Raw genomic sequence first — 25,340 nt, 5'->3', positions numbered from 1 at the left:
GTCTAGCCGCCGACGAGCTCGACCGCCTCCAGTTCGATGACCGGTCGGGCGAACAGGGCCACGTCGAAGCGGTCGACCTCGCGGGCGAGATCGACGTCGATCTGCGGCAGCCAGGCCGGCCCGTCGCCGCCGAACGTGCGGCCGGCGTCGCTGCACGCGACCCGCTCGAGGAACGGCCGCGGATCGGGGTCGTTCCCCGCGACCCGCGCCGCGATCAACTCGGCACAGGCGAGGTCCTCGTCGCCGTCGCGACCGAGCGAGGCGCCCGTGACCACGTAGGTCACCCGCGAGACCCTTGCCGACCGCAGGGCCCGTGCCGTCGCCGCCGCCGTCACGAACGAGGCGGCGAGCAGCACCGGGCTGTCCTGACAGCGGACCAGCCCCTGGGTGCCGGCGGTGGTGCGGTGCACGAACGGGCGACCGGCGAAGTCCCAGGTCGCCACGTCGCTGGGGGAGTTGCCGAGGTCGAACCCGTCAAGGGGCTTGCCGCCCTGCTCGCCCGCGAGCACGGCGTCGGGAACGTGTTGCTCGCGCAGCGCGAACGCGCGCTCGGGCGTGTCGACGGCCAGCACGCGTCCCGCTCCCCGGTGCAGTGCCCAGGGAACGGTCGTGAAGGCGCGCAGGACATCGATCACGACCACGGCGTCGTCGGCCGCCGCGCCGTCGAGGTCGACGAAGACGGCGCCGCTCACACCGGCGTCGCCAGGAACGACCGCAGTCGCGTGGCCGCGATCTCGAGGTCGTCGACGCGGACGTACTCGCCGCGTTGGTGCGCCTGTGCCGTCAGCCCCGGGCCGTAGTTGAGCGCGGGTACGCCGACCTCGGCGAAGCGGGCGACGTCGGTCCAGGCCTGCTTCGCCGCGACGGGCGCGCCGATGCGGTCGACGAACGCCCGCACGACCGGGTCGGACAACCGCGGCGGCGCGCCGGGGGAGCGGTCCACGATCTCGACCCGCGCCCGGTCCCCGATCCGCTCGCGAAGCTCGGCCTCGGCCTCGGCCAGGTCGCGCGACGGCGCGAACCGGAAGTTGAGGTTGACCATGAACGCACCCGGGATGACGTTGCGGACCGGCGTGGTCTCCGCACGGGGCCCCGGCCCGAGGCCGTCGGTCCACGCCTGCGTCGCCGACCACACGTCCTTGTAGACGATCCCGTCCAGGTCGACCTCGCGGACGTGGTCGGCGTCGAGTTCGGCCAGGAACGCCCCGGCCATCGTCAGCGCGTTGCGGCCGTGCCATGGCCGTGCCGAATGCGCCTGTCGACCCGCGAACGTCACGACGGCGTGCAGTCCACCGAGGCAGCCCAGTTGCACCTCGCCGTCGGTCGGTTCCAGCACGATGGCCAGTGCCGCCTCCCGCAGCCACGGCACCTCGTCGAGCACGGTCCGAAGCTCGTTGCCGTCGGCCGGTCCCTCCTCACCCGCATAGAGGACGAGCGCGAGGTCGTAGGGCGATGCCTCGCGCAGGGCCCGGTCCTCGAAGGCCGCCATGGCGACCACGTTGCCCGCCTTCATGTCCGAGGTGCCGCGTCCCACGACCACGTCGACACCGTCGCGGTCCTCACGACGCGTTTGCACGTCGGCGTCCGTGGGCGGGACGACGTCGAGGTGGCCGACCAGCAGCACCAGGGGACGGGCCGGCATCCCACGGCGTCCGTCCACCACGATGCTGTGCCCGACGCGGGTGACCTCCTCGCCGAGGTCGGTGTAGCGCGCCTGCATCGCGTCGGCGATCGGGCCCTCGTCGCCGGTGGTGCAGAGGTGGCCGCAGTGCTCGACCAGGCGGGTGACCAGGTCGTCGCGGTCAGTCATTGGCGTGCAGGTCGGCGTTGAGGCCGCCCCAGTCGGCCGTCTCACCCTGACGCATGCGCACGCGCACCGTTCCGGTCACCGAGTCGCGCAGGAACAGCAGGCCGTCCTGGCCCGACAGTTCGCTGGCCTTGACGATCGCGCCGTCGGGCAGCGTGACCTTGGTGCCCGCGGTGACGTAGAGGCCGGCCTCGACCACGCAGCGGTCACCGAGCGAGATCCCGATGCCGGCATTGGCGCCGATCAGGCACTGTTCGCCGACGGCGATCACCTCCTTGCCACCACCCGAGAGCGTGCCCATCACCGAGGCGCTGCCACCGAGGTCGGAGCCGTCGCCCAGCACCACGCCGGCGGAGATCCGGCCCTCGACCATCGAGGCGCCGAGCGTGCCCGCGTTGAAGTTGACGAACCCCTCGTGCATCACGGTCGTCCCCGGGGCGAGGTGGGCGCCGAGGCGGACCCGGTCGGCGTCGCCGATGCGCACACCGCCGGGCACGACGTAGTCGGTCATGCGCGGGAACTTGTCGACGCTGCTGACGCGGAGTCGGTGCCCGTCCGCCTCGAGCCGCAGGCGCAGGGCGGTGAACCCGTCCGGGTCGCACGGCCCGAGGTCGGTCCACACCACGTTGTTCAGCAGCCCGAACGCGCCCTCCAGCGAAGCGCCGTGCGGCTGGACGAGTCGATGCGAGAGCAGGTGCAGCCGCAGGTAGACGTCGTGGGCGTCGACCGGAGCCGCGTCCAGTGCCTCGATGAAGGTCACCACGGCCCGCCGACGTGTGCCGGTGTCGACGGTGGGCGGCACCTGCCCGGCGGCGACCGCGTCGCGGACGGCGTCGGAAACGCTCTGCTGTCCGGTGACGGCGTCGACGTGCGCGTCGGTCAGCTCGAACGTGCCGGCTCCGCCACGGTGACCGACCGCGGCGGCGAGCGCGGCGGCCGCGGTCGGTGCGTCGTCGAGCTTGACGAGCGGGTACCAGGTGTCGAGCACCTTGGTGCCCTCGCCGGCGTCGGAGATGGTGGCCAGGCCGATGCCGAGCGCGGCGGTGGCGGTCATGGCGGTTCCTTCGTGGGCGCGGTCGGGCGGACAGCGACGTCCGACGGCCGAGCCTAACGGCTGTGCCAGACTGCCTCCGCGGCCCACCCGACTGTTCGCCCCACCGCCAACCGCGTCCCTACGAAGAGGAGCCGACCGTGCCCCATCCGTTCCTCGACGCCGACGGGCCGGTCGCCATTGCGCACCGGGGTGGCGACCACGTCGGTGCGGAGAACTCGATGGCGGCCTTCGCCGACGCGGTCGCGCTCGGCTACCGCTACCTCGAAACGGACGTGCACGTCTCCAGCGACGGGGTGCTGGTGCTCCACCACGACCCCACGCTCGACCGGGTCACCGACACCGTCGGTGCCATCGCCGGGTTGTCCTGGGACGTCGTCTCGGGCGCGCGGATCTCGAGCCGCGAGCCGGTCCCGCGTTTCGACGAGGCCGTCGCGAGCTTTCCGGACGTGCGGTGGATCGTGGACGTCAAGGACGACCTGGCGGTCGAGCCGATGATCGCCCGCCTGCGTGGTGACGACGAGCTGCTGGCCAGGATCTGCGTCGGCTCGTTCTCGGACTCGCGGCTGGACCGGATCCGCAACGCCCTCGGCGAGCGGGTGTGTACCTCGGCCGGCCCCGCCGAGGTGCGTCGCCTGCGCATCGGGTCGTTGACCCGGCGCGGCGGCAGCAGGGTGCGCCTGCGCGCCGACGTGCTGCAGGTTCCGTTGCGCTTCGGGGCGATCCCGATCGTCGACCGCCGCTTCCTCGCCGCCGCCCATTGGGCCGCCATGCCGGTCCAGGTCTGGACGGTGAACGAGCCGGGCGAGATGCACCGACTGCTCGACCTCGGCGTGGACGGGCTGGTCAGCGACCGCACCCGATTGTTGCGCGACGTCCTGGCCGAGCGGGGCTGCTGGGAGGCCACGCCCGGGGACGACGAGTAGCGTGCCGCGACCGCCAGACGATCCCCGACCGGACCCCACGTGGACAGCCATCCCCCCGCCCCGCAGGGCGGCGACGCCGAGCCGATCGCGCCACGGCCACCAGAGGCTGCGCCGGACACGGCCCCGCAGCGTCCGTTGGACCTGCTGGGGACCGCGGCCGTCGGCTTCGGCATGGGCACGGCCGACCTCGTACCCGGGTTCTCCGGTGGCACCGTGGCCCTGATCACCGGCATCTACCCCCGCCTGATCGCCAACGTGCGTCAGGGGGCGCGGACGTTGTCGCTGTTGCTGCGCGGGCAGTTGCGTGCCGCCGGGACGGCGTTCGCGGCGATCGAGTGGGGCTTCGTCGTCAGCCTGCTGCTCGGCATCCTCGCCGCCATCTTTTCCCTTGCCACGCTGCTCCGCGGACTGCTGCACCACCACCCCGTGCCGATGTCGGCGCTGTTCCTGGGCCTCATCGCCGGTGCGACCGTCCTGGCCTGGCAGGAACTGCGTCGACCTTCCGGGACCCACCTGCTGGTGGTGTTGGGCGTCGGCGCGCTGACCTTCGTCGTGCTCGGCCTACGGTCGGGGCCGGTCGCCGACCCCACGCTGGCCCACTTCCTCGTCGCCGGCATGATCGGCGTCTGCGCCATGATCCTGCCGGGCATCTCCGGCTCGTTCCTGCTGCTGATGCTCGGCATGTACACCAACGTCATCGACGCGGTCAGCGAGCGCGACCTCGGCGTGATCGCCGTGGTCGGGACTGGCTGCGTCGCCGGACTGGCGTCGTTCGCCACCCTGCTCAACTGGCTCCTGCAGCGCTGGCACGACCTCGTCCTGGCCGCCCTCGTCGGGTTGATGGTCGGGTCGGTGCGCGTGTTGTGGCCGTGGCCGAGCGGCGTCGACGGGGTCGGCGACACGCGGCTGGGCGCCCCGGTCGCCACCGAGGTGCCGACGGCACTCGCGCTCGGGCTGACGGCGCTCGTCATCGTGCTGGTCGTCGGCATGCTCGGCAAGCGCGTCGCCGAACGGACCTGAGGACGACGACGCGCGCCCACCCGGACGCCATGTCGCGTGGTGTCGTCGGTGTCGCGGCAATCACGCACCGGTGGCGAGTTGGCGCGACATCGATGCGGAGCCGTGACACGGCGGTGTCAGCTCGGCAGGCGTCCGGCGTCGATGGCTTCGGCCCAGCGTTCGACCGCCTCGCGGCAGCCTTGGACGGTCGGGACCAGCGCCAGGCGCATCCACCCCGCTCCGGCCGGTCCGAACGCGGTCCCGGGGGAGGCGATGATGCGCTCCTTCAGCAGCGCCTCGGCGTAGCCGGTGTCGTCGCCGCCCGGGGCGCGGAACCAGACGTAGAAGGTCGCGTCCGAGCCGCTCACCTCGATGCCCGCGTCACGCAGGAAGCCGAGCACCACGTCGCGCTTGGCGGCGAACACCGCCCGCCTGGCATCGACGTGGGTCTGGTCGCGCCACGCGGCCGTCGCCGCCACCTGGACGAAGTCGGGCGAGGCGGTGCCGACGTTGGGTCGCAGCAGGCGCAGGCGACGGATCAGCTCCGGGTCGCCGACGATCGCCCCGGCGCGATAGCCGGTCATGCCCGAGCGCTTGGACAGCGACACGAAGGCGAGCACGTCGGTGAAGTTGCCCTCGCACACCTCGAGCACGCTCGGCGCCGGCTCGTCGAACCACACCTCCTGGTAGCACTCGTCCGAGGCCAGCAGCAGGCCCTGTTCCCGTGCCGTTGCGACCTGGCGGCGGTAGTAGTCGACGTCGACGACCGCACCGGTGGGGTTGTGGGGGTAGTTCACCCAGGCGAGGCAGGCGGCCGCGAGGCGGTCGGCGCCGAGATCGCCCAGTTCGAGGCGCCACGCGCCCTCGTGGGTCAGGGGCACCGGATCGGAGACCCCGCCCGCGAACAGGGCGCCACGCCCGTACACCGGATAGCCGGGGTCGCCCCAGACGACCGCCCGCCGGTCCCCGTGGGGATCGAGCACGGCGAGCGGCAGGTGGAAGATCGCCTCCTTGCTGCCCGCGGACGGCAGCACGTGCACGTCGGGGTCGACCTCGACGCCGTGGCGGGTCCGGACCCAGCTCGCGACGGCCTCACGCAACGCCCGCTGTCCGGCCGCCGTGGGATAGCGGCTGACCGGCCCGACCGCGTCGATCAACGCGTCACGGATGAACGGCGGCGTGGGTTCGTCCGGGTCGCCGATCGAGAAATCGGCTACCGGGCCGCCATCGGCCCGCAGCTCGTTGGCGAGGTCCTGCAACCCCGCGAGCGGGTAGCCGCCCAGCTGCTCGAGCGCCGGGTTCGTCGTTGCCATGGTGCGTTTCCTCCACGTGCCTGCGACGGGGAGCGTAGGCGGAGGTCGATAGGCTCCCGCGTCATGGACGAGGCGCTACGGACGATCCTGGTGCGCTGCACCGGACGCGACCGCCCCGGCATCACGACGGGGCTGCTCGGCGTGCTCGCTTCGACCGGTGCGCACCTGTACGACATGGAACAGGTGGTGGTCCGCGAACGCCTCACCCTCGACCTGCTTGTCGGTGTCACCGCCGGCGACGACGTCCTGAAGGACCTGCTCTTTCACGGCTGGGAGCACGGGCTGCAACTCGAGTTCGAGGTCGTCGAGGAGACCTCACAGCGGGCCACCAAGCCCCGCTTCGTGGTGACCGTCATCGGACAGACCCTTGCGCCGGGTGCGCTGGCCGGGGTCACGGGCGCGATCGCCGAGGGCGACGGCAACATCGACCGCATCCTGCGTCTCTCGCGCTACCCGGTGGTCTCCTACGAGTTCGTGGTCGTCGACGGCGACGTCGAGGTGATGCGGCGGGCGCTGGTCGCCGCCAGCCGTCAGCACGGCGTCGACGTCGCCATCCAGCGGGAGAGCCTCGAACGGCGGGCCAAGCGCCTGGTGGTCATGGACGTGGACTCGACCCTGATCCAGGACGAGGTCATCGAACTGCTCGCCGACGTCGCCGGTTGCGCCGGCGAGGTCGCCGACATCACGGCACGGGCGATGAACGGCGAACTCGACTTCGAGGCCTCCCTGCGCGAGCGGGTCGCCAAGCTCGCCGGCACCCCCGCCAGTGCGCTGGACGAGGTCCGGGCCCGCCTGCGGCTCACCCCCGGCGCACGCACGTTCGTGCGGACGCTCAAGCGGCTGGGCTACACCGTCGCGATCGTCTCGGGCGGGTTCACCGCCGTCACCGACGTGCTCGCCCACGACCTCGACCTCGACCACGCGGTCGCCAACGAACTCGAGGTGGTCGACGGCCACCTCACCGGCCGCGTTCTCGGTGACGTCGTCGACCGTGCCGGCAAGGCGGCGGTCCTGCGCCGCATCGCCGCCGCCGAGCAGATCCCGCTCGAACAGACCGTCGCCATCGGCGACGGCGCCAACGACCTCGACATGCTCGCCACCGCGGGCCTCGGCATCGCCTTCAACGCCAAGCCCGTGGTCCGCGACGCCGCCGACACCGCGGTCTCGGTGCCCTACCTCGACGCGATCCTGTTCCTGCTCGGCATTCGCCGCGACGAGGTGGACGCCGCCGACGCCAACGACCCCGATCTCGTCCGCGACGCGCCGCTCCCGGTTCCGGGCACCCCGCCGGTCTGAATTCTTTGCCGCCGGTTCCTGCTGCCGGGGCACCGTGCCGTTCGGTTCCTGCGGCCGGAACGGTCACCGGCGGCAAGTTCGGTGCCCGCCGGTTCCTGCTGCCGGGGCACCGTGCCGTTCGGTTCCTGCTGCCGGGGCACCGTGCCATTCCGTCAGGCGGCGGGGGGCAGCGGTGGCGGCCCGGGGTCGTCGATGCTGGCGGCGGTGACCAGCAGCTGCTCGAGGACGTCGGTGCGCCTCGCGATGCGCATTCCGGCGCGCCGGTACAGGCCGACGGCGCCGTCCATCGTCACGTCGTCGACCTCGAGCCGCACGCCCGTCAGCCCCCGGGTCCGGAACGCGCCGAACGCCGCCCGCAGCAGCGCCATGCCGATCCCTCGGCCCTGCCACGCCGGGACCACGGCGAGGTCGCGGATCCAGCCCTCCTCGGCGGCGCCTTCCGCGCCGGCCCGGCACCAGGCGAACCCGACGACCGTCGGCGCATCGAGCCCGTCCGCGTCGGACACCCCGATGCCCGGGTCCGCCTCGGCGAGCAGCACCAGCGAAGGGTCGAAGCCCGGGTCGCGGGTGTGGAACTCGACCCAGTCGTGCAGTTCCAGCGGCAGGAACTCCGGGTTGTCGGCGAACGCCGCCAGGTGCGCCGACCACAGCGCCTCCTCGTCACGCCCGGGCACGAACGTCCGGCAGCCCACCCCCGCCGGCCACACCGCTTGCGGGGGCGAGGCGTGCAGGTCCAGCCGCAACTGCAGCAGGTGGCGGACGGGCACGAAGCCGCGGTGGGCGAAGAAGGACCGCGCCCGCTCGTCGCCGTCGACGACGGTCGTGCGCAGCACCGCCGTCGCGCGTCCCGCGAGCCATGCCTCGCGGCGTGCCCGCCGTTCGGCGTGGTCGAGGAGGTAGGTGGCCAGCCCGTGCCCCTCCCACGCGGGGTGGACCTTGCCCTCGACATGCAGGTCGAGCTCGTCGGTCCACGGGTCGACGTCGGCCTGGAACTCCAGCGCCGCCACCAGCGCGGGGGACGCGTCCGGGTGCTCGACCAGCAGCACGTCCTGTGGTCCTCCGAGCTCCAGCCAACGCACCCGCAGGTCGCCGGGGCGGGTCGTGACGGCACCCACCCGCGCCAACGAGCACGCCGCGTACAGCCCGGCGACGGTGAACAGGTCGTCCCAGGTGGCGCGCCGCAGCGAGAAGCCGTCTGGTGGCGTCGGCAGGGCGGAGGGTGGCAGGTCGTCGGGCACGGACGCATGCTACGGGCGACTACCCTCGGCGCCCGCCACCCGACCCAGCCAGGAGCGCCGTTTCCGTGCCCCGTGTCGACGTCTTCCACCTCACCCCGACCCGCCGGCTGCCCCTCATCGAGGAGGACGGCCTGCGTACCCGCGCCGACCTGTCGACGCTGTTCGGCCCACCCAGCGACTTCGATGCCGCGGCGCCCGGCACGTTCGCGCACGGCAAGCGCGTCAGCGCCTGGCTGTCCCGGGACTACGCCGAAGCGCACGCCGACGAGTACGGACGTGGCCTGGTCAGCTACAGCGTGGACCCGGCCAAGACGCTGGCGGCACCCGCCTCGCTGCGGGCGTCGGTCAGCCCGGCCGAGTACTGGGAGCAGGCGAAGCCGCTGAAGCAGTGGCTGGACGGAGGCGACGCGCCGGACGACCTCGAGGTGCACCAGAACCTGCCGGTGCGGGTCAAGTACCTGCAGTTGCACGCTCCGCTGGTGGGCGAAACCGAACTCGGCCCCTACGCGCCGTTGGTGGCCGCCGTCGCCGACGAGGACCGGCTCTCGGCCAAGGCGCTGATGCACCTCGCCGTCATCGCCTCGGACGGCGACTTCGACTCACCGGCGTTCACGGCCGCCTGTGCACTGGCCTGGCGCGACGAGAAAGACCCCGACCGCCTGGTGCGCGAACTGATCGAGACCGACCCCGACAAGGTGGCCTCAGCGGCCCTCGCCGAGCACGGCGCCACGGCGCCGGAGGCGGTCCAGGCCATGCGCGCGGCGCTCGACGAGACCCGCGAGTGGTCCGACCAGAACGGTGTCGACCACGGCCAGGGGCTGTTCGCCCGCACCGCGCTCGTGCTGGACGAACTCCCCGCGAAGGCGTGACGCGCACGCCTCCGCGGCAGGGTCACATCGAGACGATGCCGAGGCGGGTGACGCGCGGGTCGTCCTCGTCGCCTTCGAGTTCGAACCGGACGCGCTGACCGAGCCGCAGCTCCATCAGTCCCGACGCATCGAAGGTCGCCTGGTCGTAGGGCAGTTCCCGCAGCCGGTCGTCGAGCACCGTGCCCGTCCGGGTCACCGGGTCGTAGTTCCGCACCGTGCCCTGGGGCATGTCGGGACGCTCCTGATCTCGGGTTCGAAGCGGCGAGGATAGCCGCGACCGCCGGTTCAGCCGGTCTCGGCGTCCTGGTAGGTCCAGCGCTCCAGCACCGCCGTGGTCGCCCGCCCGAGCGGTCCGGTGCGCAGTGATGCGAGGTCGCCGAGCGTGTCGACGTCCGTGGCGAACCCGGGCCGGTGACAGGTGGCGACACGCAGCCCCCGGGCCGCTGCCTCGATGCGATGGCGACGTGCAGAGCGCGGACCGTAGGCGGTGGGCATGACGTCGCCGGGGCGACGGAGCAGTCCGCCCGTGCCGCCGTCGTCGGTCGGTGCGACCACCACCTCGGCATCGGTGTCGAGCACGGCCGTGACGTCGTCGGCCGCCAGTCGCGGCAGGTCGGCGGTCACCACGAGCAGCGCACCGACCGGCCCAACCCGCTGTTGCGCCGCCCACAGCGCCGCGTCGAGGCCGTCACAGCCGGGAGGGTCGAGCACGACCTCGAGCCCGAGCGCGCAGGCGGCCGCCGCGGCGGCCTCGCCACCGGCCACGACGACGAGGGCGTCGACGGCGGCCACCGCCAGTGCATCGCACACGTCGGCGAGCATCGCGCCGGCGAGCGCAGCGCGACGTTCGGGCGACAACGCGTCCGCGAGACGCGTCTTGCCCACTCCGGGGGCGCGGAGCGGGACGAGAGCGACCGTGTTCGACGACATCCGCGGCAGCCTAGCCCGGTAGGGTCTCGCGGCCGGAGGCCACCCGGCGCGACGACGGGAGAGACGTTTCGTGGGCAAGGTCGCGGTCATGGGAGCCGGATCGTGGGGAACCGCGTTCGGCATCATGTGTGTGGACGCCGGCGAGCCGACGACCATCTGGGCCCGCCGCGACGCGGTCGCCGGCGAGATCGCCCGGGAGCGCACCAACAACCTCTACCTGCCCGACGTGCGCCTGCCCGACGGGCTCGAGGCCACCTCCGACCCCGCGTCCGCACTCGCCGACGCCGACGTGGTGGTGCTCGCCGTCCCGTCGGTCGGCATCGAGCAGCAGCTGGCCGACTGGGGCGCGTACATCCCTTCGGACGCCACGCTGGTGAGCCTGATCAAGGGCGTGGACGTGGCGTCGCTGCGGTTCGCCAGCCAGGTCGTGCGTGACTCGCTGGACTGCGATCCGGACCGCGTCGTCGTCGTGTCGGGGCCCAACCTCGCGAAGGAGTGCGCCCAACGTCTGCCGGCGGCCACCGTGGCCGCGAGCCCGGACGAGCGGCGCGCCGAGCGGGTGCAGCAGGCGGTGATGGCGCCCTACTTCCGGGTCTACACCAACCCGGACAAGATCGGGGTCGAGGTCGGCGGCGCGGTCAAGAACGTGGTTGCGCTCGCGGCCGGGATGGCCCACGGCATGGGCTTCGGCGACAACACCATGGCCGCCGTCATCACCCGCGGCCTGGCCGAGATGGTCCGCCTCGGCGTGGCGCTCGGCGGCAACGCCCTGACGTTCGCCGGGCTGGCGGGGGTGGGCGATCTCGTCGCCACCTGCACGTCGCCGAAGTCGCGCAACCGCACCGTCGGCGAGCGGCTCGGCAAGGGGGAATCGCTCGAGGACGTGATCGCCTCGATGAACATGGTCGCCGAGGGCGTCAAGTCGTCACGAGCGATCCTCGGCCTGGCCGAACGCGCCGGCGTCGAGATGCCGATCACGGAGGGCGTGGTCGCGGTCTGCCACGCCGGACACGATCCCGGCAACCTGGTCGAGGCGCTGTTGCAGCGCTCGGCCAAGCCGGAGATCTACGGCATGTGAGCCGGGCTCGAACGGCGGCTCAGTCGAACGAGATGCCGAGCGCCTGGACGATCTTTCCGGTCTGCTCCATGACGCCCTGGGTGAACTCCGCCGAGCCGGGTCCGACCTGCTGGATCGCCTCCCACTTGTCCGCGACCTCGTCGGGGCTGGGCACACCGTCGAACGTGGCGCCCTCGCCCTCGAGGATGGCGACCCGCGCCATGTAGCCGCCGCCGACGGAGTAGATCCGGCCGGTGTCGGTGCAGGCCTCGGAGGCGAGGTAGGCGACCAGCGGGGAGACGTAGTCCGGCTCGAGCCGCGCAAGCAGCTCCGGCGGCATGATGTCCTCGGTCATCCGTGACGCGGCGATCGGGGCGATCACGTTCGAGGTGATGCCGTACTTGGCGCCCTCGTGGGCGAGCGTGCGGGTCAGGCCGACGAGGCCGAGCTTGGCCGCCGAGTAGTTGGCCTGGCCGAAGTTGCCGTACAGGCCGGAACCGGACGTGGTGTTGATGATGCGCCCGTACCCCTGCTCGCGCAGGTGTGGCCAGGCGGCACGGGCGACGTGGAAGCCGCCGTAGAGGTGGACCTTGAGCACGAGGTCGAGCTGTGCTTCCTCGAGCTTGGCGAACGAGACGTCGCGCAGGATGCCGGCGTTGTTGACCACGACGTCGACGCGCCCGAAGGCGTCGATGGCGCTCGCGACGATCGCCTCGCCGCCCTGCCAGGTGTGGACGCCGTCGTAGTTGGCGACCGCCTCGCCACCCGCGTCGCGGATCTCGGCGACGACCGCGTCGGCCATCTCCGAGCCCCCGCCCTCGCCGGCGCGGTTGCTGCCGAGGTCGTTGACGACCACCTTCGCGCCACGGCTGGCCAGCAGCAGGGCATGGCTGCGTCCGAGTCCGCCGCCGGCGCCGGTGACGATGGCGACGCGTCCATCGAAGTCGATCTGGGCCACGCGGCTTCCTCCTGCCTGGTCGAGGGCGGCCGGTCGCCGCTCCTCCCGGTGCGGCCGCACCCTAGCGACGTGGGACGGACCGGACGGAACCGTTCCGGATGCCCTCGCTAGGCTGCCGGCGAATTCGTCCTCCGACGTCTGGTCCGCGCGCGTGGAACCGTCTCTGCCCCGCCCGAGGGGACGCTTCGCGACGCGGGCGGTCCAGGCCGCCGCGATCGTGCCCGAGGTGGCGCAGAAGCCGGTCGGTCCGGCGATCTGGCCCTCGGCGACCTGGGCGATGCCGACCTCCTCCGAGGTCGGTGACCTGCTGACCGATACCGCCCCCGGCTACGTCTACGGCCGCTACGACAACCCCACCGCCACCACGTTGCACGGCCTGGTGGCGTCGCTGCACGAGGCGCCGGCCGCGTGGTCGCTGGCGTCGGGGACGGCCGCGATCCATGCGGTGCTCTCGGTGCTCCGCGGCGCGGGGCGGGTCCTGTCGACCTCGCGGCTGTACGGCGGTACCTGGGCGTTGTTCCGCCGTCTCACCGACGAGGCCGGGTGGCAGGTCGACCACGCCGACCTGCTGACCGTCGAAGCGCTCGAGGATGCGCTGGAGGCGTCGCACACGGTGGTCCACGTCGAGACCATCGCCAACCCTTCCACGGCGGTCGCCGACGTCGCCGGCATGGCGGCCCTCTGCCGCGAACGCGGGGTTGCCCTCGTGGTCGACAACACCTTCGCCTCGCCCTACCTGTGCCGGCCCTACGCGCTGGGCGCCACGGCGGTCGTCGAGTCGGCGACGAAGTACCTCGCCGGGCACGGTGACGTCGTCGCCGGGGTGGTCGCGGCTGACGAGGCCGTCGTGGCCGCCGTGCGGGAGCACACCTTCGAACTCGGTGGTTCGCTGGGGCCGTTCGAGTCGTGGCTGGTGGTGCGCGGCGCGCAGACCCTGCCGTTGCGGATGCGCGCTGCCAGTGCCAACGCGTCGGCCGTCGCCCACGCGCTCGTCGACTCCGGGGCCGTGGAGGTCGTGCGCTATCCCGGGCTCGAGGACCATCCGCAACACGCGCTCGCCGCAGAGCTGTTCGGCGGGCGGGGGTTCGGCGGCGTGCTGTCGTTCGACCTGCCCGACCGCAACGCCGCCGAGCGCTTCGCCGATGCCTGCGAGGTGTTCGCCCGCGCCGCTTCCCTCGGCGGCACCCACTCGCTGGTGTTGCACCCGGCCTCCACCAGTCACCGTCAGCTCGACGACGCGTCGCTCGCCGCCGCGGGTCTCGGCCCTGGAACGATCCGACTCGCGATCGGGATCGAGGACGAGGAGGACCTGCGGGCGGACGTCCGCCAGGCGTTGTCGGCCATCCACCCCCCGCGCTGAGGCGCGGGAGCAACCGGTCTCGCACGAGGCCACCGAGAAGTCAGGAGCCCCCCGATGAAGCGCGTCCTGCTGCTGTACGGCGGCCGTTCCTCGGAACACGAGGTGTCGTGCCTGTCGGCACGCTCCGTGCTGGCCGTCATCGACCGCTCGCGCTACGAGGTGGTGCCGGTCGGCATCACCCGGGAGGGACGGTGGACGCTCACCGACGGCGTCATCGAGTCCGCGGCGGGCCGGCCACTGCCCGAGGTCGCCGACGCGGGCCCGACGGTGGCGCTGGTCGGCGGCAAGGACGGCGCGCGCCTGATCCAGGTCGACGAGGACGGCGAATCCGCGCGCGTGGTCGGACGCATCGACGTCGCCTTCCCCGTCCTGCACGGACCCTGGGGTGAGGACGGCACGGTGCAGGGGCTGCTGGCGACGGTGGGCGTGCCCTACGTCGGAGCCGACGTCACGGCGTCCTCGATCGGGATCGACAAGGGGGCGATGAAGGCGGCGTTCGCGGCCCGCGGGTTGCCGCAGGGGCCGTACGCGACCGTGCACCGCCGCCGCTGGGATGCCGACCCCGAACTGGTCGCGGCGACCCTCGAGGACCGCCTGCCCTATCCCTGGTTCGTCAAGCCGGCACGCCAGGGGTCCTCGATCGGCATCGGGCGCGTCGGGGAGCGCCACGAGCTCGGCGCCGCGCTCGTCGAGGCGTACGGCTACGACGACGTGGCGATCGTCGAGCAGGGCTTCGCCGCCCCCCGCGAGCTCGAGGTGGGCGTTCTCGGCAACGAGGACATCGCGGTGACGGCACCGGGCGAGATCCGGCCGTCCCACGACTTCTACGACTTCGAGGCGAAGTACCTCGTCGAGTCCGAACTGGTCGTGCCGGCCGAGGTCGCCGACGACGTCGCCGAGCGCATCGACCACCTCGCGCGCGAGGCGTACCGGGCGATCGGGTGTCGGGGCATGGCGCGGGTCGACTTCTTCCTCACCGAGGACGCGCAACTGCTCGTCAACGAGATCAACACCATCCCCGGCTTCACGCCGAACTCGATGTTCCCACGCCTGTGGGACGCCGAGGGTGTCCGCTACCCGGAACTGGTCGACCGCCTTCTCGACCTCGCGTTGGCCACCGACGCGTGACGAAGCGAACGCTACGCCCGCGCGAATAGTGGAGCCAGCGGGCAGATGCAAGCGCCGTGCCCGTCCGCGAGGTGGGGTCCTGGAGCTTGCGGGCCCCGGGGGGTACCCGCGTACGGTGGCCGCGTACCGAGGCGCCGGGCCTCCGCCCGCGACCGGTGCGACTGGCGAGAACACCTGGAGGTGAGTCCACGCTGGCGGGGTCAGCCCGACGGCCCCGGCCGGGACACGCGTGCGAAGCACGGCGTCGCGGTCAGACCAGCGGTTGTCATGGTCGACCTGATCACGTTCCGCGCTCCCGCAGCCGACGACGCTGCGGACCTGTGGCGATTGGCGCGTGACAGCGGTTCGCTGGACCTGAACTCCCCGTACGCCTACCTGCTGTGGTGCACCGACTTCGCCGACTCGACGGTCGTCGCGAGCGCGGGCACCGAGCCGATCGGGTTCGTCGGTGGTCACCGGCCGCCCAACGATCCCGACTGCGCGTTCGTCTGGCAGGTCGCGGTCGCGCCCAGCCAACGCGGGAGCGGCCTCGGCCGCCGCCTGCTGCTGGCCTTCCTGGCCCGGCCCGGCAACCGCGGCGCCACCTGGTTGACCGCCACGGTCACCCCCTCCAACGCCGCCTCGCTCGCCCTCTTCCGTGGCACCGCGCGCCACCTCGGCGTCCGCTGCGAGGAGCGCGAACGCTTCCCCGCCGAGGTGTTTCCCGCCGAGGTGGGCGCGCACGAGCCCGAGATCGCCCTCCGCATCGGGCCGCTGCCGCCGGACTGAGCGGCGCGTCGTCGTCGTCCGCCGGTCCGCCGGTGGTCGTGACGCGTGCAGGCACGAGCCGGGCGCCGACCACCGACTGCCCTCGACCACACCGACACCCAAGGAACCCCGTGAACGCGATCATCGATCAGCACGAGTCACAGGTCCGCTCCTACTGCCGCAACTGGCCCGCGACCTTCGAACGGGCCCGCGGTTCGCAGGTGTGGGACGTCGACGGGCGCCGCTACCTCGACTTCTTCTCCGGCGCCGGCGCCCTCAACTACGGCCACAACGATCCCGCCATGCAGCAGGCGGTCGTCGACTACCTGCTCGGCGACCACGTCGTCCATTCGCTGGACACCTACACGCCGGCGAAGGAACGGTTTCTCGCGCGCTTCAACGAGGTGGTCCTCGCGCCTCGCGGCATGGGCGACTGGAAGGTGCAGTTCCCGGGCCCGACGGGGACCAACGCCGTCGAAGCGGCCATGAAGCTGGCGCGCAAGGTGACCGGCCGTGACCGCGTCATCGGGTTCACCAACGCCTTCCACGGCATGACCGTCGGCTCGCTGGCGGTCTCGGGGAACGCGGGCAAGCGCGGCGGCGCCGGCATCATGCTGGGTGCCGGCACCAACCTGCCCTACGACGGCTACTTCGGCGCCGACGTCGACACCGTCGGCTACCTCGACTCGCTGCTGCGCGACAGCGGTAGCGGCCTCGACCTGCCGGCCGCCGTGATCGTCGAGACCGTCCAGGCCGAGGGTGGCCTCAACACGGCCTCCATGCAGTGGTTGCAGGACCTCGAGAAGGTCTGCCGCCGTCACGACGTGCTGCTGATCGTGGACGACATCCAGGCCGGCTGCGGCCGGACCGGCACGTTCTTCAGCTTCGAGCCGGCCGGCATCCAGCCCGACATCGTGACGCTGTCCAAGTCGCTGTCCGGCTTCGGGCTGCCACTGGCACTGACGATCTTCCGCGCCGAACTCGACGTGTGGGACCCGGGCGAACACAACGGCACCTTCCGTGGCCACAACCCGGCCTTCGTCACCGCGACCGAGGCCCTGCGGTTCTGGGAGGACGACCGGCTCGCCCGCGACGTCGAACGCAAGGCCGGCGTCATCGCGCAGACCCTGGACCGGCTCGCCGCGGCCCATCCGGTCCTGCAGGCGGAACGCCGGGGACGTGGCATGGTCCAGGGCCTCGCGTGCGCCGAGGGATTCGCCGCCGACATCTGTGCCGCGGCGTTCGCGCTCGGGCTGATCGTCGAGACCTCCGGTCCGCGCGACGAGGTCGTGAAGTTGCTGCCGGCGCTGACCATCAGCGACGAGGAGCTCGACGAGGGCCTCGAGTTGTTGGTCCGTGCCGTGGTCGATGCGGTCCCCGCCACCGCGGCCGTCCCGCTGGCCCCCCAGCCCGCCTGAACCGAAAGGCTTCCCATGATCGTCCGCAGCCTCGGTGACCTGGTCGGCACCGACCGCGACGTCACCGCCGAGACCTGGTCCAGTCGCCGCTTCCTGCTCGCGCAGGACGGCCTGGGCTACTCGCTCAACGACACCGTTCTGCACGCCGGCACCACGACCGAGATGCACTACCGCCACCACCGGGAATCCGTCTACTGCATCGCGGGCACCGGATCGCTGACCAATCTCGAGACGGGGGAGGAGCATGCGATCGCGCCCGGGACGCTCTACGTGCTGGACGGCCACGAGCGGCACTCGCTGCACGCCGAGACGGACCTGCGCATGGTGTGCGTGTTCACGCCGGCGCTGACCGGCCGCGAGGTGCACGGACCGGACGGCGCCTACCCGCCCGCGGAGGCGGTCGAGACCGCCCCGCCGACGTACGAAACCGACGACCAGACCAGGGGGGTCGTTCATGGCTAGGACCGAGACAACCCGCGACCGGACCGACGCACTGCGCGTGGATCACTACCCGACCCGGGTCAGCGACACGCCCCAACTGCTGGAGCGCTCCGAGCCCACCACCCGTGGCGGGGTCGACGACGGCCCGTTGGACCAGGCGGCGCTGGACGCCTTCGAGCAGAACGGTTACCTGGTTCTGCCGGAGGTGTTCTCCGCGGACGAGATCGCCGGATTCCGGGGCCGCCTCGACGAGCTCGCGGCCGACCCGGCCGTCCGCGCCGACGAACGCACCATCACCGAGCTCGAATCCGACCAGGTCCGCTCGATCTTCGAGGTCCACGCGTCCGATGCGCTGTTCGGGCGCCTGTCGGCCGACCCCCGGGTCGCCGACGTGGCGCGTCAGTTGCTCGGTTCGGAGGTCTACATCCACCAGAGCCGCGTGAACGTCAAACCGGGCTTCGTCGGCAAGGGCTTCTGGTGGCACTCCGACTTCGAGACCTGGCACGCCGAGGACGGCATGCCACGCATGCGGTGCCTGTCGGCGTCGGTCACCTTGACCGACAACTACCCGCACAACGGCCCGTTGATGGTCGTCCCCGGCTCCCACCGGACGTTCGTCACGACCGTCGGTGCCACGCCCGAGGACCACTACAAGGCGTCGCTGAAGAAGCAGGAGGTCGGCACACCCGACCACGACAGCCTGCACGAGCTCATCGTCGGCCAGGGCCGCGAAATCCGTCAGCTCACCGGACGGGCCGGGTCGGTGGTGTTCTTCGACTGCAACCTCATGCATGCCTCGTCGGAGAACCAGACGCCCTACCCGCGCAGCAACGTGTTCCTGGTCTACAACTCGGTCGACAACGGCGTCGAGGAACCGTTCGCCGCCCCGTCCCGGCGCCCCCAGTTCGTTGCCGCCACCACGTGGCAGCCCGTGCCTAGAGGTTGACGATCGGGCAGGTCAGCGTGCGCGTGATGCCGTCGATGCCCTGGATCCGCGAGACCACCATGCGGCCGAGTTCGTCGACGTTGCCGGCCGACGCCTTGACGATCACGTCGTAGGGGCCGGTGACGTCGGCAGCTTCGGTGACGCCGGGTAGTTCCGCGACGGCGCGCGCGACCGCCGCCGCCTTGCCCAGTTCGGTCTGGATGAGGATGTAGGCCGAGACGTCCACCACGCGCGCTCCCGTTTCGCTCGCACCGCTGACGCACCCTACCGGCCGGCGTCCTCGCGGGGCGGGGAAAACGGCGGGCCGCTCGGGGGCGGAACACGACGAAACGCCGCGTCGAGCACGTCGACGCGGCGTTCGTTGCGTTGGTGCGGGCGTCAGCCCCGCGTTGGCGTCAGCTGGGCGTCTTGACCGGCGGACGCGTGACCTTGCCGGCCTTGAGGCAGCCCGTGCAGACGTCGACCTTGACGGTGCGACCGCCCACGAACGCCTTCACCCGCTGGATGTTGGGGCTCCACCGCTTGCTCGAGCGACGGTGCGAGTGGCTGACCTGCTTGCCGAACCAGGGCTTCTTGCCGCAGTAGCTGCAGACGGAGGCCATGATGGAAGTCCTTCTCGATGCGCGGACCCGGAACGTGCGCCACGCAGGGGCGCGACCGGGATGAGTCCGGGGGACCGGAGAAGACCGTCCTCGTGCTCGGCGCGCTACGCGCCACACGCGAACGGTCTCGTGTCGACCCGACAGGGCGACCGCAGGAGCCTACCAGCCGGCCCTGGCACGCGCGAGCGTGACCCCGCACCCGTTAGCCTCGGTTCCCGTGCGTCTCGGACGACGGCGGGAAGGACGTGGCGTGGCGGAGCGCGGGGGAGCGCCCCTGGCCGCGGCGGAGCTGCCGGCACTGCTGGAGCGGGTGCACGCGGCACTCGCGGCACGGCGCGGCGCCATCGACGACCTCAACGTCTTCCCGGTGCCCGATGGCGACACCGGCACGAACATGACGCTGACGGTCCGCGCCGGGCTCGAGGCGTTGCGCACCGTCGCGGACGCGGCGGCCGATGCGCGGGCCGCGGCGGTGATCCGAGGCGCGGTACGCGGCGCCCGGGGGAACTCGGGCGTGATCCTCAGCCAGGTCGTCCGCGCGGTCGTCGAGGTCGTCAGCGGCGAGCGTGCCGTCGACGCGGAGGTGTACGCACGTGCCCTCCAGCGCGCCCGTGAGCTCGCCTACGAGGCGGTGGCCGACCCGGTCGAGGGCACCATCCTCACGGTCATCGGGTGCGCAGCCGACGAAGCCCGTGCCGCGGTCGCGGCCGGCGAGGACCTGGTCGCCACTTCGGCTCGCGTGGTGGCCGAGGCCCGGGCCGCCGTCGAACGCACCCGCGATCAGCTGCCGGTGCTGCGGCAGGCGGGTGTCGTCGATGCCGGCGCCCGGGGCTTCGAGGTGTTGCTCGCGGCCGTGCACGGCCATCTCACCGGCGAGGACCCGCCGGTCGTCGAGGAAGCCCCGCGGACGCGCATGGCCGAGGTGTGCGATGGGCCGCTCAGCCACCGGTTCGAGGTGCAGTACCTCCTCGACGCCGACGACGCCGACGCGGCGCCGCTGCGACGTCGGCTCGAGGTGCTCGGCGACTCGGTGGTGGTCGTGGCCGCCGGCGGCCTGCTCAACGTCCACGTCCACACCGATGACGTGGGCGCGGCCGTCGAGGAAGGACTGCGGTTCGGCACGCCGAGCGACATCGAGGTGACCCACTTCGCGGATCAGATCGCGGCGAACCGGGCGGCGCGCCCGCCGCAGACCGTCGGTGCCGTCGCCGTGCTCCACGGCGACGGGCTGACCGCACTCGCGGAACAGGCCGGAGCCGCCGTCGTCTCGGGCCGATCGGGGGCGTTGCCCTCGGTCGCCGACCTGCTCAACGCCGTCGGTTCGGTCGTCGCGGAGCGCATCCTGCTGTTGCCCGGGCACCGCAACGGGATCGCGGCGGCCCAGCAGGCGGTCGCCGTGTCGTCGGCCGAGGGCGGACGCCCCCTGGACGTCGTCGCGGCCGCTTCGTCGCCGCCTGCGGTGCTGGCCGCCCTCGCCGTGCTGGATCCGCAGGCGCCGGCACACCGGGTGCTGGCCGACGTCACCGCGGCCGCCGAGGCCGTGCGTGCCGGCGAGGTGGTCGCGGCGGTCCGCGACGCCGAGACCCCCGTGGGGCGCGTACGGCGGGGGCAGCTGCTGGCGGTCGTCGAGGGCCGGGTCGTGCGCGCCTGCGAGGACGCCGTGCTCGCGCTCGAGGCCGTCTGCTCCTCGCTGGGCGTCGCCGACGCGGAACTGGTCACCCTGCTCGTCGGTGCCGAGGTGGACGAGATCAGCCGTGACGGCGCCGTCGGTGTGGTGCACGAGCTCGCCGGCGGCGAGGTCGAGGTGGTGGACGCCGGCCAGCGGCCCGCGCTCTTCTGGGTCGGCGTCGAGTGAGTCCGCTCCGCTCCCTCGAGGACCGCGTCGACGCGCTCGACGGCGTGGGGCCGAAGGCCCGCGACGCGCTGGCCGAGGCGTTCGGCATCATCACCATCCGCGATCTGCTCGAGCACTACCCGCGCCGCTACCAGGACGCCGGCGAGGTGCTCGACCTGTCCGAGGTGCGCACCGACGAACCGGCCACGCTGATCGGCGAGGTACTGGGCTGGAACCGCCGTCGCGTGCCCAAGCGCGGGCAGCGACGACCGTTGGACATCGCCGAGGGGCAGGTGCGCCAGGCCAGCGGCCGGGTCTTCGTGGTGACGTTCTTCAACCAGTCCTGGCGCGCCAATCAGCTCGCGCCTGGCACCGTGGCCGCCTTCAGCGGCAAGGTGAAGCGTTTCCGCAACGACCTGCAACTGGCCAGCCCCGACGTCGAGGTCATCGGCCGGGTCGCCGCAGGGATCGACCCCGACGCCGCGGCCGAGCGCCTGCGTCATCAGCGCCTCCTTGCGGTCTATCCGGCCACGGAGGCGTGGCCTTCGTTCAAGCTGGCCAACCTGGTCGAAGCCGCCCTCGAGCAGCTGCCCGAGTTGCCGGACTGGCTGCCCGAGTCGCTGCTCGACGAGCTCGACCTGCTGAGCTTCGATGCCGCGTTGCGTGGCATCCACCTGCCACCCGATCACGAGACCCGGCGGGCGGCGCGACGGCGACTGGTGTTCGACGAACTGTTCACCCTGCAGCTCGGTGTGCAGCGCCGACGGGCACAGCTCGAGGCCGAGGTCATGGGGCTCGACAACGCCCCGGTGCCCGACGGGCGCGCCCAGGCGTTCCTCGACGCGCTGCCGTTTCCACCGACCGGCGCGCAGCAGCGCGCCTTCGTCGAGCTCGCCCAGGACCTGGGCGGCCGGCGACCGATGCACCGCCTGCTGCAGGGCGACGTCGGCTCGGGCAAGACCGTGGTGGCGGTCTGGACCCTGCTCAATGCGGTGGACCACGGCCGCCAGGCCGCGTTCATGGTCCCGACCGAGGTGCTGGCCGAGCAGCACTTCCGCACGCTCACCACGTTGTTGGCCCCATTGGGCGTCAACGTCCTCGACGGTGTGCGGGTCGAGCTGCTGACCTCGTCCACGCCGACCAAGGTCAGGCGGCGGCTGCTGTCGGAGCTGATGACCGGTGAGCTCGACATCCTCGTCGGGACGCACGCGCTCTTGGAAGAGGGGGTGAGGTTCGCCGACCTCGGCGTCGTGGTCATCGATGAACAGCACCGCTTCGGCGTCGCTCAACGGGTCCGGCTCAAGGAGAAGGCGGGCGGCCCGCGCCTGGATCCCGATGCGCCCGAGATCATGCCGGACGTGCTGGTCATGACCGCGACCCCGATCCCACGCTCGCTCGCGCTCACCTGGTACGGCGACCTCGACGTGACCGTGCTCGACGAACTGCCGCCCGGGCGTGAGCCGATCACCACCCAGCTCATCACCCCGGACCAGGTGGGGCGCCGCGACAAGCTGTACGCGTTCATCCGCGACGAAGCCGCCGCCGGCCGCCGCGCCTACGTCGTGTGCCCACTGGTGGAGGAGGGGGAGCTCCCGGCCAGGAACGTGACCTCCGAGCACGCGCGGCTGGCCGCCGACGTCTTCCCCGACCTGACCGTCGAGCTCATCCACGGCCGCATGCGGCCCGACGCCAAGGATGCGGCGATGACCCGCTTCCGGACCGGCGAGGCCCAGGTCCTGGTGGCCACCACGGTGATCGAGGTCGGCGTCGACGTGCCCGAGGCGACCATCATGGTGATCGAGGACGCCGAGCGGTTCGGCATCAGTCAGCTGCACCAGCTGCGCGGCCGGGTCGGTCGGGGAGGCGGCACCAGCTACTGCGTGCTGTTCGCCGGCTGGTCCGGCGGTGAGCTGCCGGACGGCACCCTCGAGCGTCTGCAGGCCGTCGCCGCCACCACCGATGGCTTCGCGCTCGCCGAGAAGGACCTCGAACTGCGGGGGACCGGCATGTTGTTCGGCCGTACCCAGTCGGGCGCGAAGTCCGACATCAAGCTGGCGAACCTGCGCACCGACCAGCCGCTGATCGAGGAGACACGCCGGCGTGCCCGCGCGATCGTGGCGGCCGATCCCGACCTCGAGACGCCCGAGCACCGGCCGTTGCGGGCCGAGGTGGCCCGCCGGTTCGAAGGGCGCGGTGTCGAGGTGGTCGAGGTCGACGCGTCGGACGAACTCGGGGCGTTCGCGGCGCTCGAGACCGGCTGACGCGCGGGGACGACGACCACGAAGCACCGTCGCGCCGGCGGGGCCGGGTCGCGGAACCGCCCGCACTAGCGTTGGCGTGGAGCGCCTGGGAGGAGGGCAAGCGTGGGCGAGGTCGAACTCGGGACGTTGCTGTGGGAGCCGTCGGCGGACGCGCGCGACCGCACCAACCTCGGCCGCTTCGTGCAGTGGGTCGAGCGGACCCGCGGGCTCGAGCTGCCCACCTACGACGACGTCTGGCGCTGGTCGGTCGACGACCTCGAGGACTTCTGGGCCGCGATCGTGGCGTGGTTCGACCTGCCCCTCGCCGCGCCCTACGAGCGGATCCTCGCCGACGACCGCATGCCCGGCGCCATCTGGCTGCCCGGCGCCCGCCTGAACTACGCCGAGCAGGTGCTGCGCTGGCGGGGTGACCGGCCCGCCGTCGTCGCCCGGTCGCAGACCCGCGACGACGTGGTCCTGACCCGCGAGGGGCTCCGCGACCAGGTCGCACGAGCGACCGCCGGGCTCCGCGCCCTGGGCGTCGGCACCGGTGACCGGGTCGTCGGCTACCTGCCCAACCTGCCCGAGACCATCGTGGCCTTCCTCGCCTGCGCCTCGATCGGCGCCATCTGGTCCTCGTGCGCCCCCGAGTTCGGGGTCAAGGCCGTCGTGGACCGCGTCCGCCAGATCGAGCCGAAGGTCCTGTTCGCCGTCGACGGCTACCGCTACGGCGACCGTGTCGTGTCGCGCGTCGACGAGGTGGCGGCGATCCGCGACGCCCTGCCGAGCCTGCGGGCCACCGTCGTGCTGCCCTACCTCGAGACCGAGCCGGACGTGGACGCCTTCCCGGGCGCGCGGTCCTGGGCGACCTTCATGGACACCGTTGCCGAGGAGCCGGTGACGCAGGCGGTGCCCTTCGACCACCCGCTGTACGTGCTCTACAGCTCGGGGACGACGGGGCTGCCCAAGCCCATCGTGCACGGCCACGGCGGCATTCTGCTCGAGCACGTCAAGATCCTGGGGCTGCATCACGATCTCGACGAGACATCGGTGTTCACGTGGTTCACCACCACGGGCTGGATGATGTGGAACTACCTCGTCTCCGGACTCGCGGTCGGTGCCACCGTCGTCCTCTTCGACGGGGATCCGGCCCACCCGGACCCGTCGACGTTGTGGCGGTTGGCCGCCGAGACCGGCGTCGACGTGTTCGGCGTCGGAGCCCCGTTCCTGATGGCCTGCCGCAAGACCGGGCTGCGCCCGGGTGAGCGGTTCGACCTGACGCACCTGCGGCAGATCGGATCCACGGGCTCGCCGCTGCCGCCCGAGGGCTTCGGGTGGGTGCGCGACGCCGTCGGCGCGCATGTCCAGGTCGTCTCCGCCTCCGGTGGGACCGACGTCTGCACGGCGTTCGTCGCCGCCGCGCCGCTCCTGCCCGTCCACGCCGGCGAGATCCCGTGCCGCTGCCTCGGTGCGCGCGTGGAGGCGTTCGATCCCGATGGGCGGCCCGTGATCGGTCAGCGCGGTGAACTGGTCATCACCCGGCCCATGCCGTCGATGCCGGTCGGGTTCTGGGGCGACCCGGACGGTCGGCGCTACCGCGAGGCCTACTTCGACGACTTCCCGGGGGTCTGGCGTCACGGGGACTGGCTCGAGATCACCGAGCGGGGGACGTGCATCATCACGGGGCGCTCCGACGCGACGCTCAACCGCGGCGGGGTACGCATGGGCACGGCCGAGTTCTATGCCGTGGTCGAGGACGTCGAGGGCGTGGCGGACTCCCTCGTCGTCCACCTCGACGCCCGTGCCGGTCGCCCGGACCGGCTGGTGCTGTTCGTCGTGACCACGCCAGGCACCGAACTCGACGACGAACTGCGGGCGCGGCTGACCGCGGCGATCCGTGCGGGCCTGTCACCACGTCACGTCCCCGACGAGGTCCACGCCGTGCCTGCGGTGCCGCGCACCATCTCGGGCAAGAAGATGGAGGTGCCGGTCAAGCGGTTGCTCGAGGGCGAGCCGTTGGAGCAGGTCGCCAACCCCGGCGCGATGGCCAACCCGTCGAGCCTCGACGCGTACGCGTCGGCACCCACGCGCACGCACTGAACCAGAATCGTGCGCACGGCGCGCGGATGACGGTTGGTATCCGGGAGCGGCTGCTTGCCCGTTCGTACGGGGCCCGAATG

24 protein-coding genes are annotated in these 25,340 nt (G+C 72.3%); 14 read left to right on the top strand and 10 right to left on the bottom strand.

Going from position 1 to position 25,340, the window contains the following annotated elements; translation table 11 throughout:
- Positions 1–2 precede the first annotated feature (2 nt).
- The 3 genes from ACERMF_RS05485 to ACERMF_RS05475 are packed head-to-tail and all read right to left on the bottom strand — an operon-like array spanning position 3 to position 2,861.
- On the bottom strand, positions 3–692 hold the full coding sequence (locus ACERMF_RS05485) for a 2-phosphosulfolactate phosphatase (RefSeq protein WP_373668025.1): 690 nt from the start codon (positions 690–692) through the stop codon (positions 3–5).
- The gene (dapE, locus tag ACERMF_RS05480) at positions 689–1,810 is read right to left on the bottom strand and encodes a succinyl-diaminopimelate desuccinylase (RefSeq protein ID WP_373668024.1); all 1,122 of its coding nucleotides are present in this window, start codon (positions 1,808–1,810) and stop codon (positions 689–691) included. Before dapE ends, ACERMF_RS05485 begins: the two co-directional genes overlap by 4 nt.
- Positions 1,803–2,861, bottom strand: coding sequence for a DapH/DapD/GlmU-related protein (locus tag ACERMF_RS05475; RefSeq protein ID WP_373668023.1), 1,059 nt, complete (start codon positions 2,859–2,861; stop codon positions 1,803–1,805). The genes dapE and ACERMF_RS05475 overlap by 8 nt, the downstream gene beginning before the upstream one ends.
- Before the next feature lie 137 nt (positions 2,862–2,998).
- Between ACERMF_RS05475 and ACERMF_RS05470 the strand changes: the two genes are divergently transcribed.
- Together ACERMF_RS05470 and ACERMF_RS05465 are read left to right on the top strand one after the other, a co-directional pair.
- Positions 2,999–3,784 (top strand): glycerophosphodiester phosphodiesterase family protein, encoded by a 786-nt coding sequence (locus ACERMF_RS05470; protein ID WP_373668022.1) that lies wholly within the window; start codon positions 2,999–3,001, stop codon positions 3,782–3,784.
- A gap of 39 nt (positions 3,785–3,823) precedes the next feature.
- Positions 3,824–4,804 (top strand): DUF368 domain-containing protein, encoded by a 981-nt coding sequence (locus ACERMF_RS05465; protein ID WP_373668021.1) that lies wholly within the window; start codon positions 3,824–3,826, stop codon positions 4,802–4,804.
- A gap of 116 nt (positions 4,805–4,920) precedes the next feature.
- Here the strand turns inward: ACERMF_RS05465 and dapC are convergent, their stop codons facing one another.
- A complete protein-coding gene (gene dapC / locus ACERMF_RS05460; protein ID WP_373668020.1) occupies positions 4,921–6,096 on the bottom strand; it encodes a succinyldiaminopimelate transaminase in 1,176 nt (391 codons plus the stop codon).
- Between the two features lie 63 nt (positions 6,097–6,159).
- Here dapC and serB point away from each other — a divergent pair, with 63 nt between their 5' ends.
- A complete protein-coding gene (gene serB, locus ACERMF_RS05455) occupies positions 6,160–7,392 on the top strand; it encodes a phosphoserine phosphatase SerB (protein WP_373668019.1) in 1,233 nt (410 codons plus the stop codon).
- A 152-nt stretch (positions 7,393–7,544) separates the two neighbouring features.
- On the opposite strand, the gene ACERMF_RS05450 is transcribed toward serB, so the two are convergent.
- Positions 7,545–8,630, bottom strand: coding sequence for a GNAT family N-acetyltransferase (locus tag ACERMF_RS05450; RefSeq protein ID WP_373668018.1), 1,086 nt, complete (start codon positions 8,628–8,630; stop codon positions 7,545–7,547).
- A 65-nt stretch (positions 8,631–8,695) separates the two neighbouring features.
- On the opposite strand from ACERMF_RS05450, the gene ACERMF_RS05445 reads away from it, so the two are divergent.
- Complete coding sequence (locus tag ACERMF_RS05445) at positions 8,696–9,499, top strand: hypothetical protein (RefSeq protein ID WP_373668017.1); 804 nt, start codon at positions 8,696–8,698, stop codon at positions 9,497–9,499.
- A gap of 22 nt (positions 9,500–9,521) precedes the next feature.
- On the opposite strand, the gene ACERMF_RS05440 is transcribed toward ACERMF_RS05445, so the two are convergent.
- The gene (locus ACERMF_RS05440; RefSeq protein ID WP_373668016.1) at positions 9,522–9,728 is read right to left on the bottom strand and encodes a hypothetical protein; all 207 of its coding nucleotides are present in this window, start codon (positions 9,726–9,728) and stop codon (positions 9,522–9,524) included.
- Positions 9,729–9,784: 56 nt separating this feature from the next.
- Positions 9,785–10,429, bottom strand: coding sequence for a 2-phospho-L-lactate guanylyltransferase (gene cofC, locus ACERMF_RS05435; protein WP_373668015.1), 645 nt, complete (start codon positions 10,427–10,429; stop codon positions 9,785–9,787).
- A gap of 88 nt (positions 10,430–10,517) precedes the next feature.
- Between cofC and ACERMF_RS05430 the strand changes: the two genes are divergently transcribed.
- Complete coding sequence (locus ACERMF_RS05430; RefSeq protein WP_373668014.1) at positions 10,518–11,507, top strand: NAD(P)H-dependent glycerol-3-phosphate dehydrogenase; 990 nt, start codon at positions 10,518–10,520, stop codon at positions 11,505–11,507.
- Positions 11,508–11,526: 19 nt separating this feature from the next.
- Here the strand turns inward: ACERMF_RS05430 and ACERMF_RS05425 are convergent, their stop codons facing one another.
- Positions 11,527–12,435, bottom strand: a complete 909-nt coding sequence (locus tag ACERMF_RS05425) for an SDR family oxidoreductase (RefSeq protein ID WP_373668376.1) — start codon at positions 12,433–12,435, stop codon at positions 11,527–11,529.
- Between the two features lie 160 nt (positions 12,436–12,595).
- On the opposite strand from ACERMF_RS05425, the gene ACERMF_RS05420 reads away from it, so the two are divergent.
- The 6 genes from ACERMF_RS05420 to thpD all read left to right on the top strand — a co-directional run bounded on the left by ACERMF_RS05420 (position 12,596) and on the right by thpD (position 18,484).
- On the top strand, positions 12,596–13,804 hold the full coding sequence (locus ACERMF_RS05420) for a PLP-dependent aspartate aminotransferase family protein (protein ID WP_373668013.1): 1,209 nt from the start codon (positions 12,596–12,598) through the stop codon (positions 13,802–13,804).
- A 54-nt stretch (positions 13,805–13,858) separates the two neighbouring features.
- A complete protein-coding gene (locus tag ACERMF_RS05415) occupies positions 13,859–14,932 on the top strand; it encodes a D-alanine--D-alanine ligase family protein (RefSeq protein ID WP_373668012.1) in 1,074 nt (357 codons plus the stop codon).
- A gap of 267 nt (positions 14,933–15,199) precedes the next feature.
- The gene (gene ectA / locus ACERMF_RS05410; RefSeq protein WP_373668011.1) at positions 15,200–15,700 is read left to right on the top strand and encodes a diaminobutyrate acetyltransferase; all 501 of its coding nucleotides are present in this window, start codon (positions 15,200–15,202) and stop codon (positions 15,698–15,700) included.
- A 110-nt stretch (positions 15,701–15,810) separates the two neighbouring features.
- Positions 15,811–17,097: a diaminobutyrate--2-oxoglutarate transaminase gene (ectB, locus tag ACERMF_RS05405; RefSeq protein ID WP_373668010.1), complete on the top strand. Its 1,287-nt coding sequence runs from the start codon at positions 15,811–15,813 to the stop codon at positions 17,095–17,097.
- A gap of 15 nt (positions 17,098–17,112) precedes the next feature.
- Positions 17,113–17,559, top strand: a complete 447-nt coding sequence (locus tag ACERMF_RS05400) for an ectoine synthase (RefSeq protein WP_373668009.1) — start codon at positions 17,113–17,115, stop codon at positions 17,557–17,559.
- The gene (gene thpD, locus ACERMF_RS05395) at positions 17,552–18,484 is read left to right on the top strand and encodes an ectoine hydroxylase (RefSeq protein ID WP_373668008.1); all 933 of its coding nucleotides are present in this window, start codon (positions 17,552–17,554) and stop codon (positions 18,482–18,484) included. Before ACERMF_RS05400 ends, thpD begins: the two co-directional genes overlap by 8 nt.
- Here the strand turns inward: thpD and ACERMF_RS05390 are convergent.
- A complete protein-coding gene (locus ACERMF_RS05390) occupies positions 18,474–18,710 on the bottom strand; it encodes an Lrp/AsnC ligand binding domain-containing protein (RefSeq protein WP_373668375.1) in 237 nt (78 codons plus the stop codon). The genes thpD and ACERMF_RS05390 overlap by 11 nt on opposite strands.
- A 169-nt stretch (positions 18,711–18,879) precedes the next feature.
- Positions 18,880–19,086, bottom strand: a complete 207-nt coding sequence (gene rpmB, locus ACERMF_RS05385) for a 50S ribosomal protein L28 (RefSeq protein ID WP_373668007.1) — start codon at positions 19,084–19,086, stop codon at positions 18,880–18,882.
- Positions 19,087–19,336: 250 nt separating this feature from the next.
- On the opposite strand from rpmB, the gene ACERMF_RS05380 reads away from it, so the two are divergent.
- The 3 genes from ACERMF_RS05380 (at position 19,337) to ACERMF_RS05370 (ending at position 25,260) form a co-directional block, all read left to right on the top strand.
- Positions 19,337–20,941 carry a DAK2 domain-containing protein gene (locus ACERMF_RS05380; RefSeq protein ID WP_373668006.1) on the top strand — a complete coding sequence of 535 codons (1,605 nt, stop codon included), beginning with the start codon at positions 19,337–19,339 and terminating at the stop codon, positions 20,939–20,941.
- A complete protein-coding gene (gene recG / locus ACERMF_RS05375; RefSeq protein WP_373668005.1) occupies positions 20,938–23,181 on the top strand; it encodes an ATP-dependent DNA helicase RecG in 2,244 nt (747 codons plus the stop codon). Before ACERMF_RS05380 ends, recG begins: the two co-directional genes overlap by 4 nt.
- 102 nt (positions 23,182–23,283) lie before the next feature.
- A complete protein-coding gene (locus tag ACERMF_RS05370; protein ID WP_373668004.1) occupies positions 23,284–25,260 on the top strand; it encodes an acetoacetate--CoA ligase in 1,977 nt (658 codons plus the stop codon).
- The last annotated feature ends 80 nt before the right edge of the window (positions 25,261–25,340 follow it).

It is taken from the genome of Egicoccus sp. AB-alg6-2, from assembly GCF_041821025.1.
Classification (GTDB): Bacteria; Actinomycetota; Nitriliruptoria; order Nitriliruptorales; family Nitriliruptoraceae; genus Egicoccus.
The sequence above is the reverse complement of the archived record's forward strand: the minus strand, read 5'-3'. Positions and strand labels throughout refer to the sequence as shown.

What these genes read in the sequence shown, in the direction of transcription:
- ACERMF_RS05430 (WP_373668014.1), top strand. Translation starts at nt 10,518, where the DNA reads ATGGGAGCCGGATCGTGGGGAACCGCGTTCGGCATCATGTGTGTGGAC.
- dapE (WP_373668024.1), bottom strand. Translation starts at nt 1,810, where the DNA reads ATGACTGACCGCGACGACCTGGTCACCCGCCTGGTCGAGCACTGCGGC.
- cofC (WP_373668015.1), bottom strand. Translation starts at nt 10,429, where the DNA reads ATGTCGTCGAACACGGTCGCTCTCGTCCCGCTCCGCGCCCCCGGAGTG.
- serB (WP_373668019.1), top strand. Translation starts at nt 6,160, where the DNA reads ATGGACGAGGCGCTACGGACGATCCTGGTGCGCTGCACCGGACGCGAC.
- rpmB (WP_373668007.1), bottom strand. Translation starts at nt 19,086, where the DNA reads ATGGCCTCCGTCTGCAGCTACTGCGGCAAGAAGCCCTGGTTCGGCAAG.
- ACERMF_RS05440 (WP_373668016.1), bottom strand. Translation starts at nt 9,728, where the DNA reads ATGCCCCAGGGCACGGTGCGGAACTACGACCCGGTGACCCGGACGGGC.
- ectA (WP_373668011.1), top strand. Translation starts at nt 15,200, where the DNA reads ATGGTCGACCTGATCACGTTCCGCGCTCCCGCAGCCGACGACGCTGCG.
- ACERMF_RS05415 (WP_373668012.1), top strand. Translation starts at nt 13,859, where the DNA reads ATGAAGCGCGTCCTGCTGCTGTACGGCGGCCGTTCCTCGGAACACGAG.
- ACERMF_RS05475 (WP_373668023.1), bottom strand. Translation starts at nt 2,861, where the DNA reads ATGACCGCCACCGCCGCGCTCGGCATCGGCCTGGCCACCATCTCCGAC.
- thpD (WP_373668008.1), top strand. Translation starts at nt 17,552, where the DNA reads ATGGCTAGGACCGAGACAACCCGCGACCGGACCGACGCACTGCGCGTG.
- dapC (WP_373668020.1), bottom strand. Translation starts at nt 6,096, where the DNA reads ATGGCAACGACGAACCCGGCGCTCGAGCAGCTGGGCGGCTACCCGCTC.
- ACERMF_RS05400 (WP_373668009.1), top strand. Translation starts at nt 17,113, where the DNA reads ATGATCGTCCGCAGCCTCGGTGACCTGGTCGGCACCGACCGCGACGTC.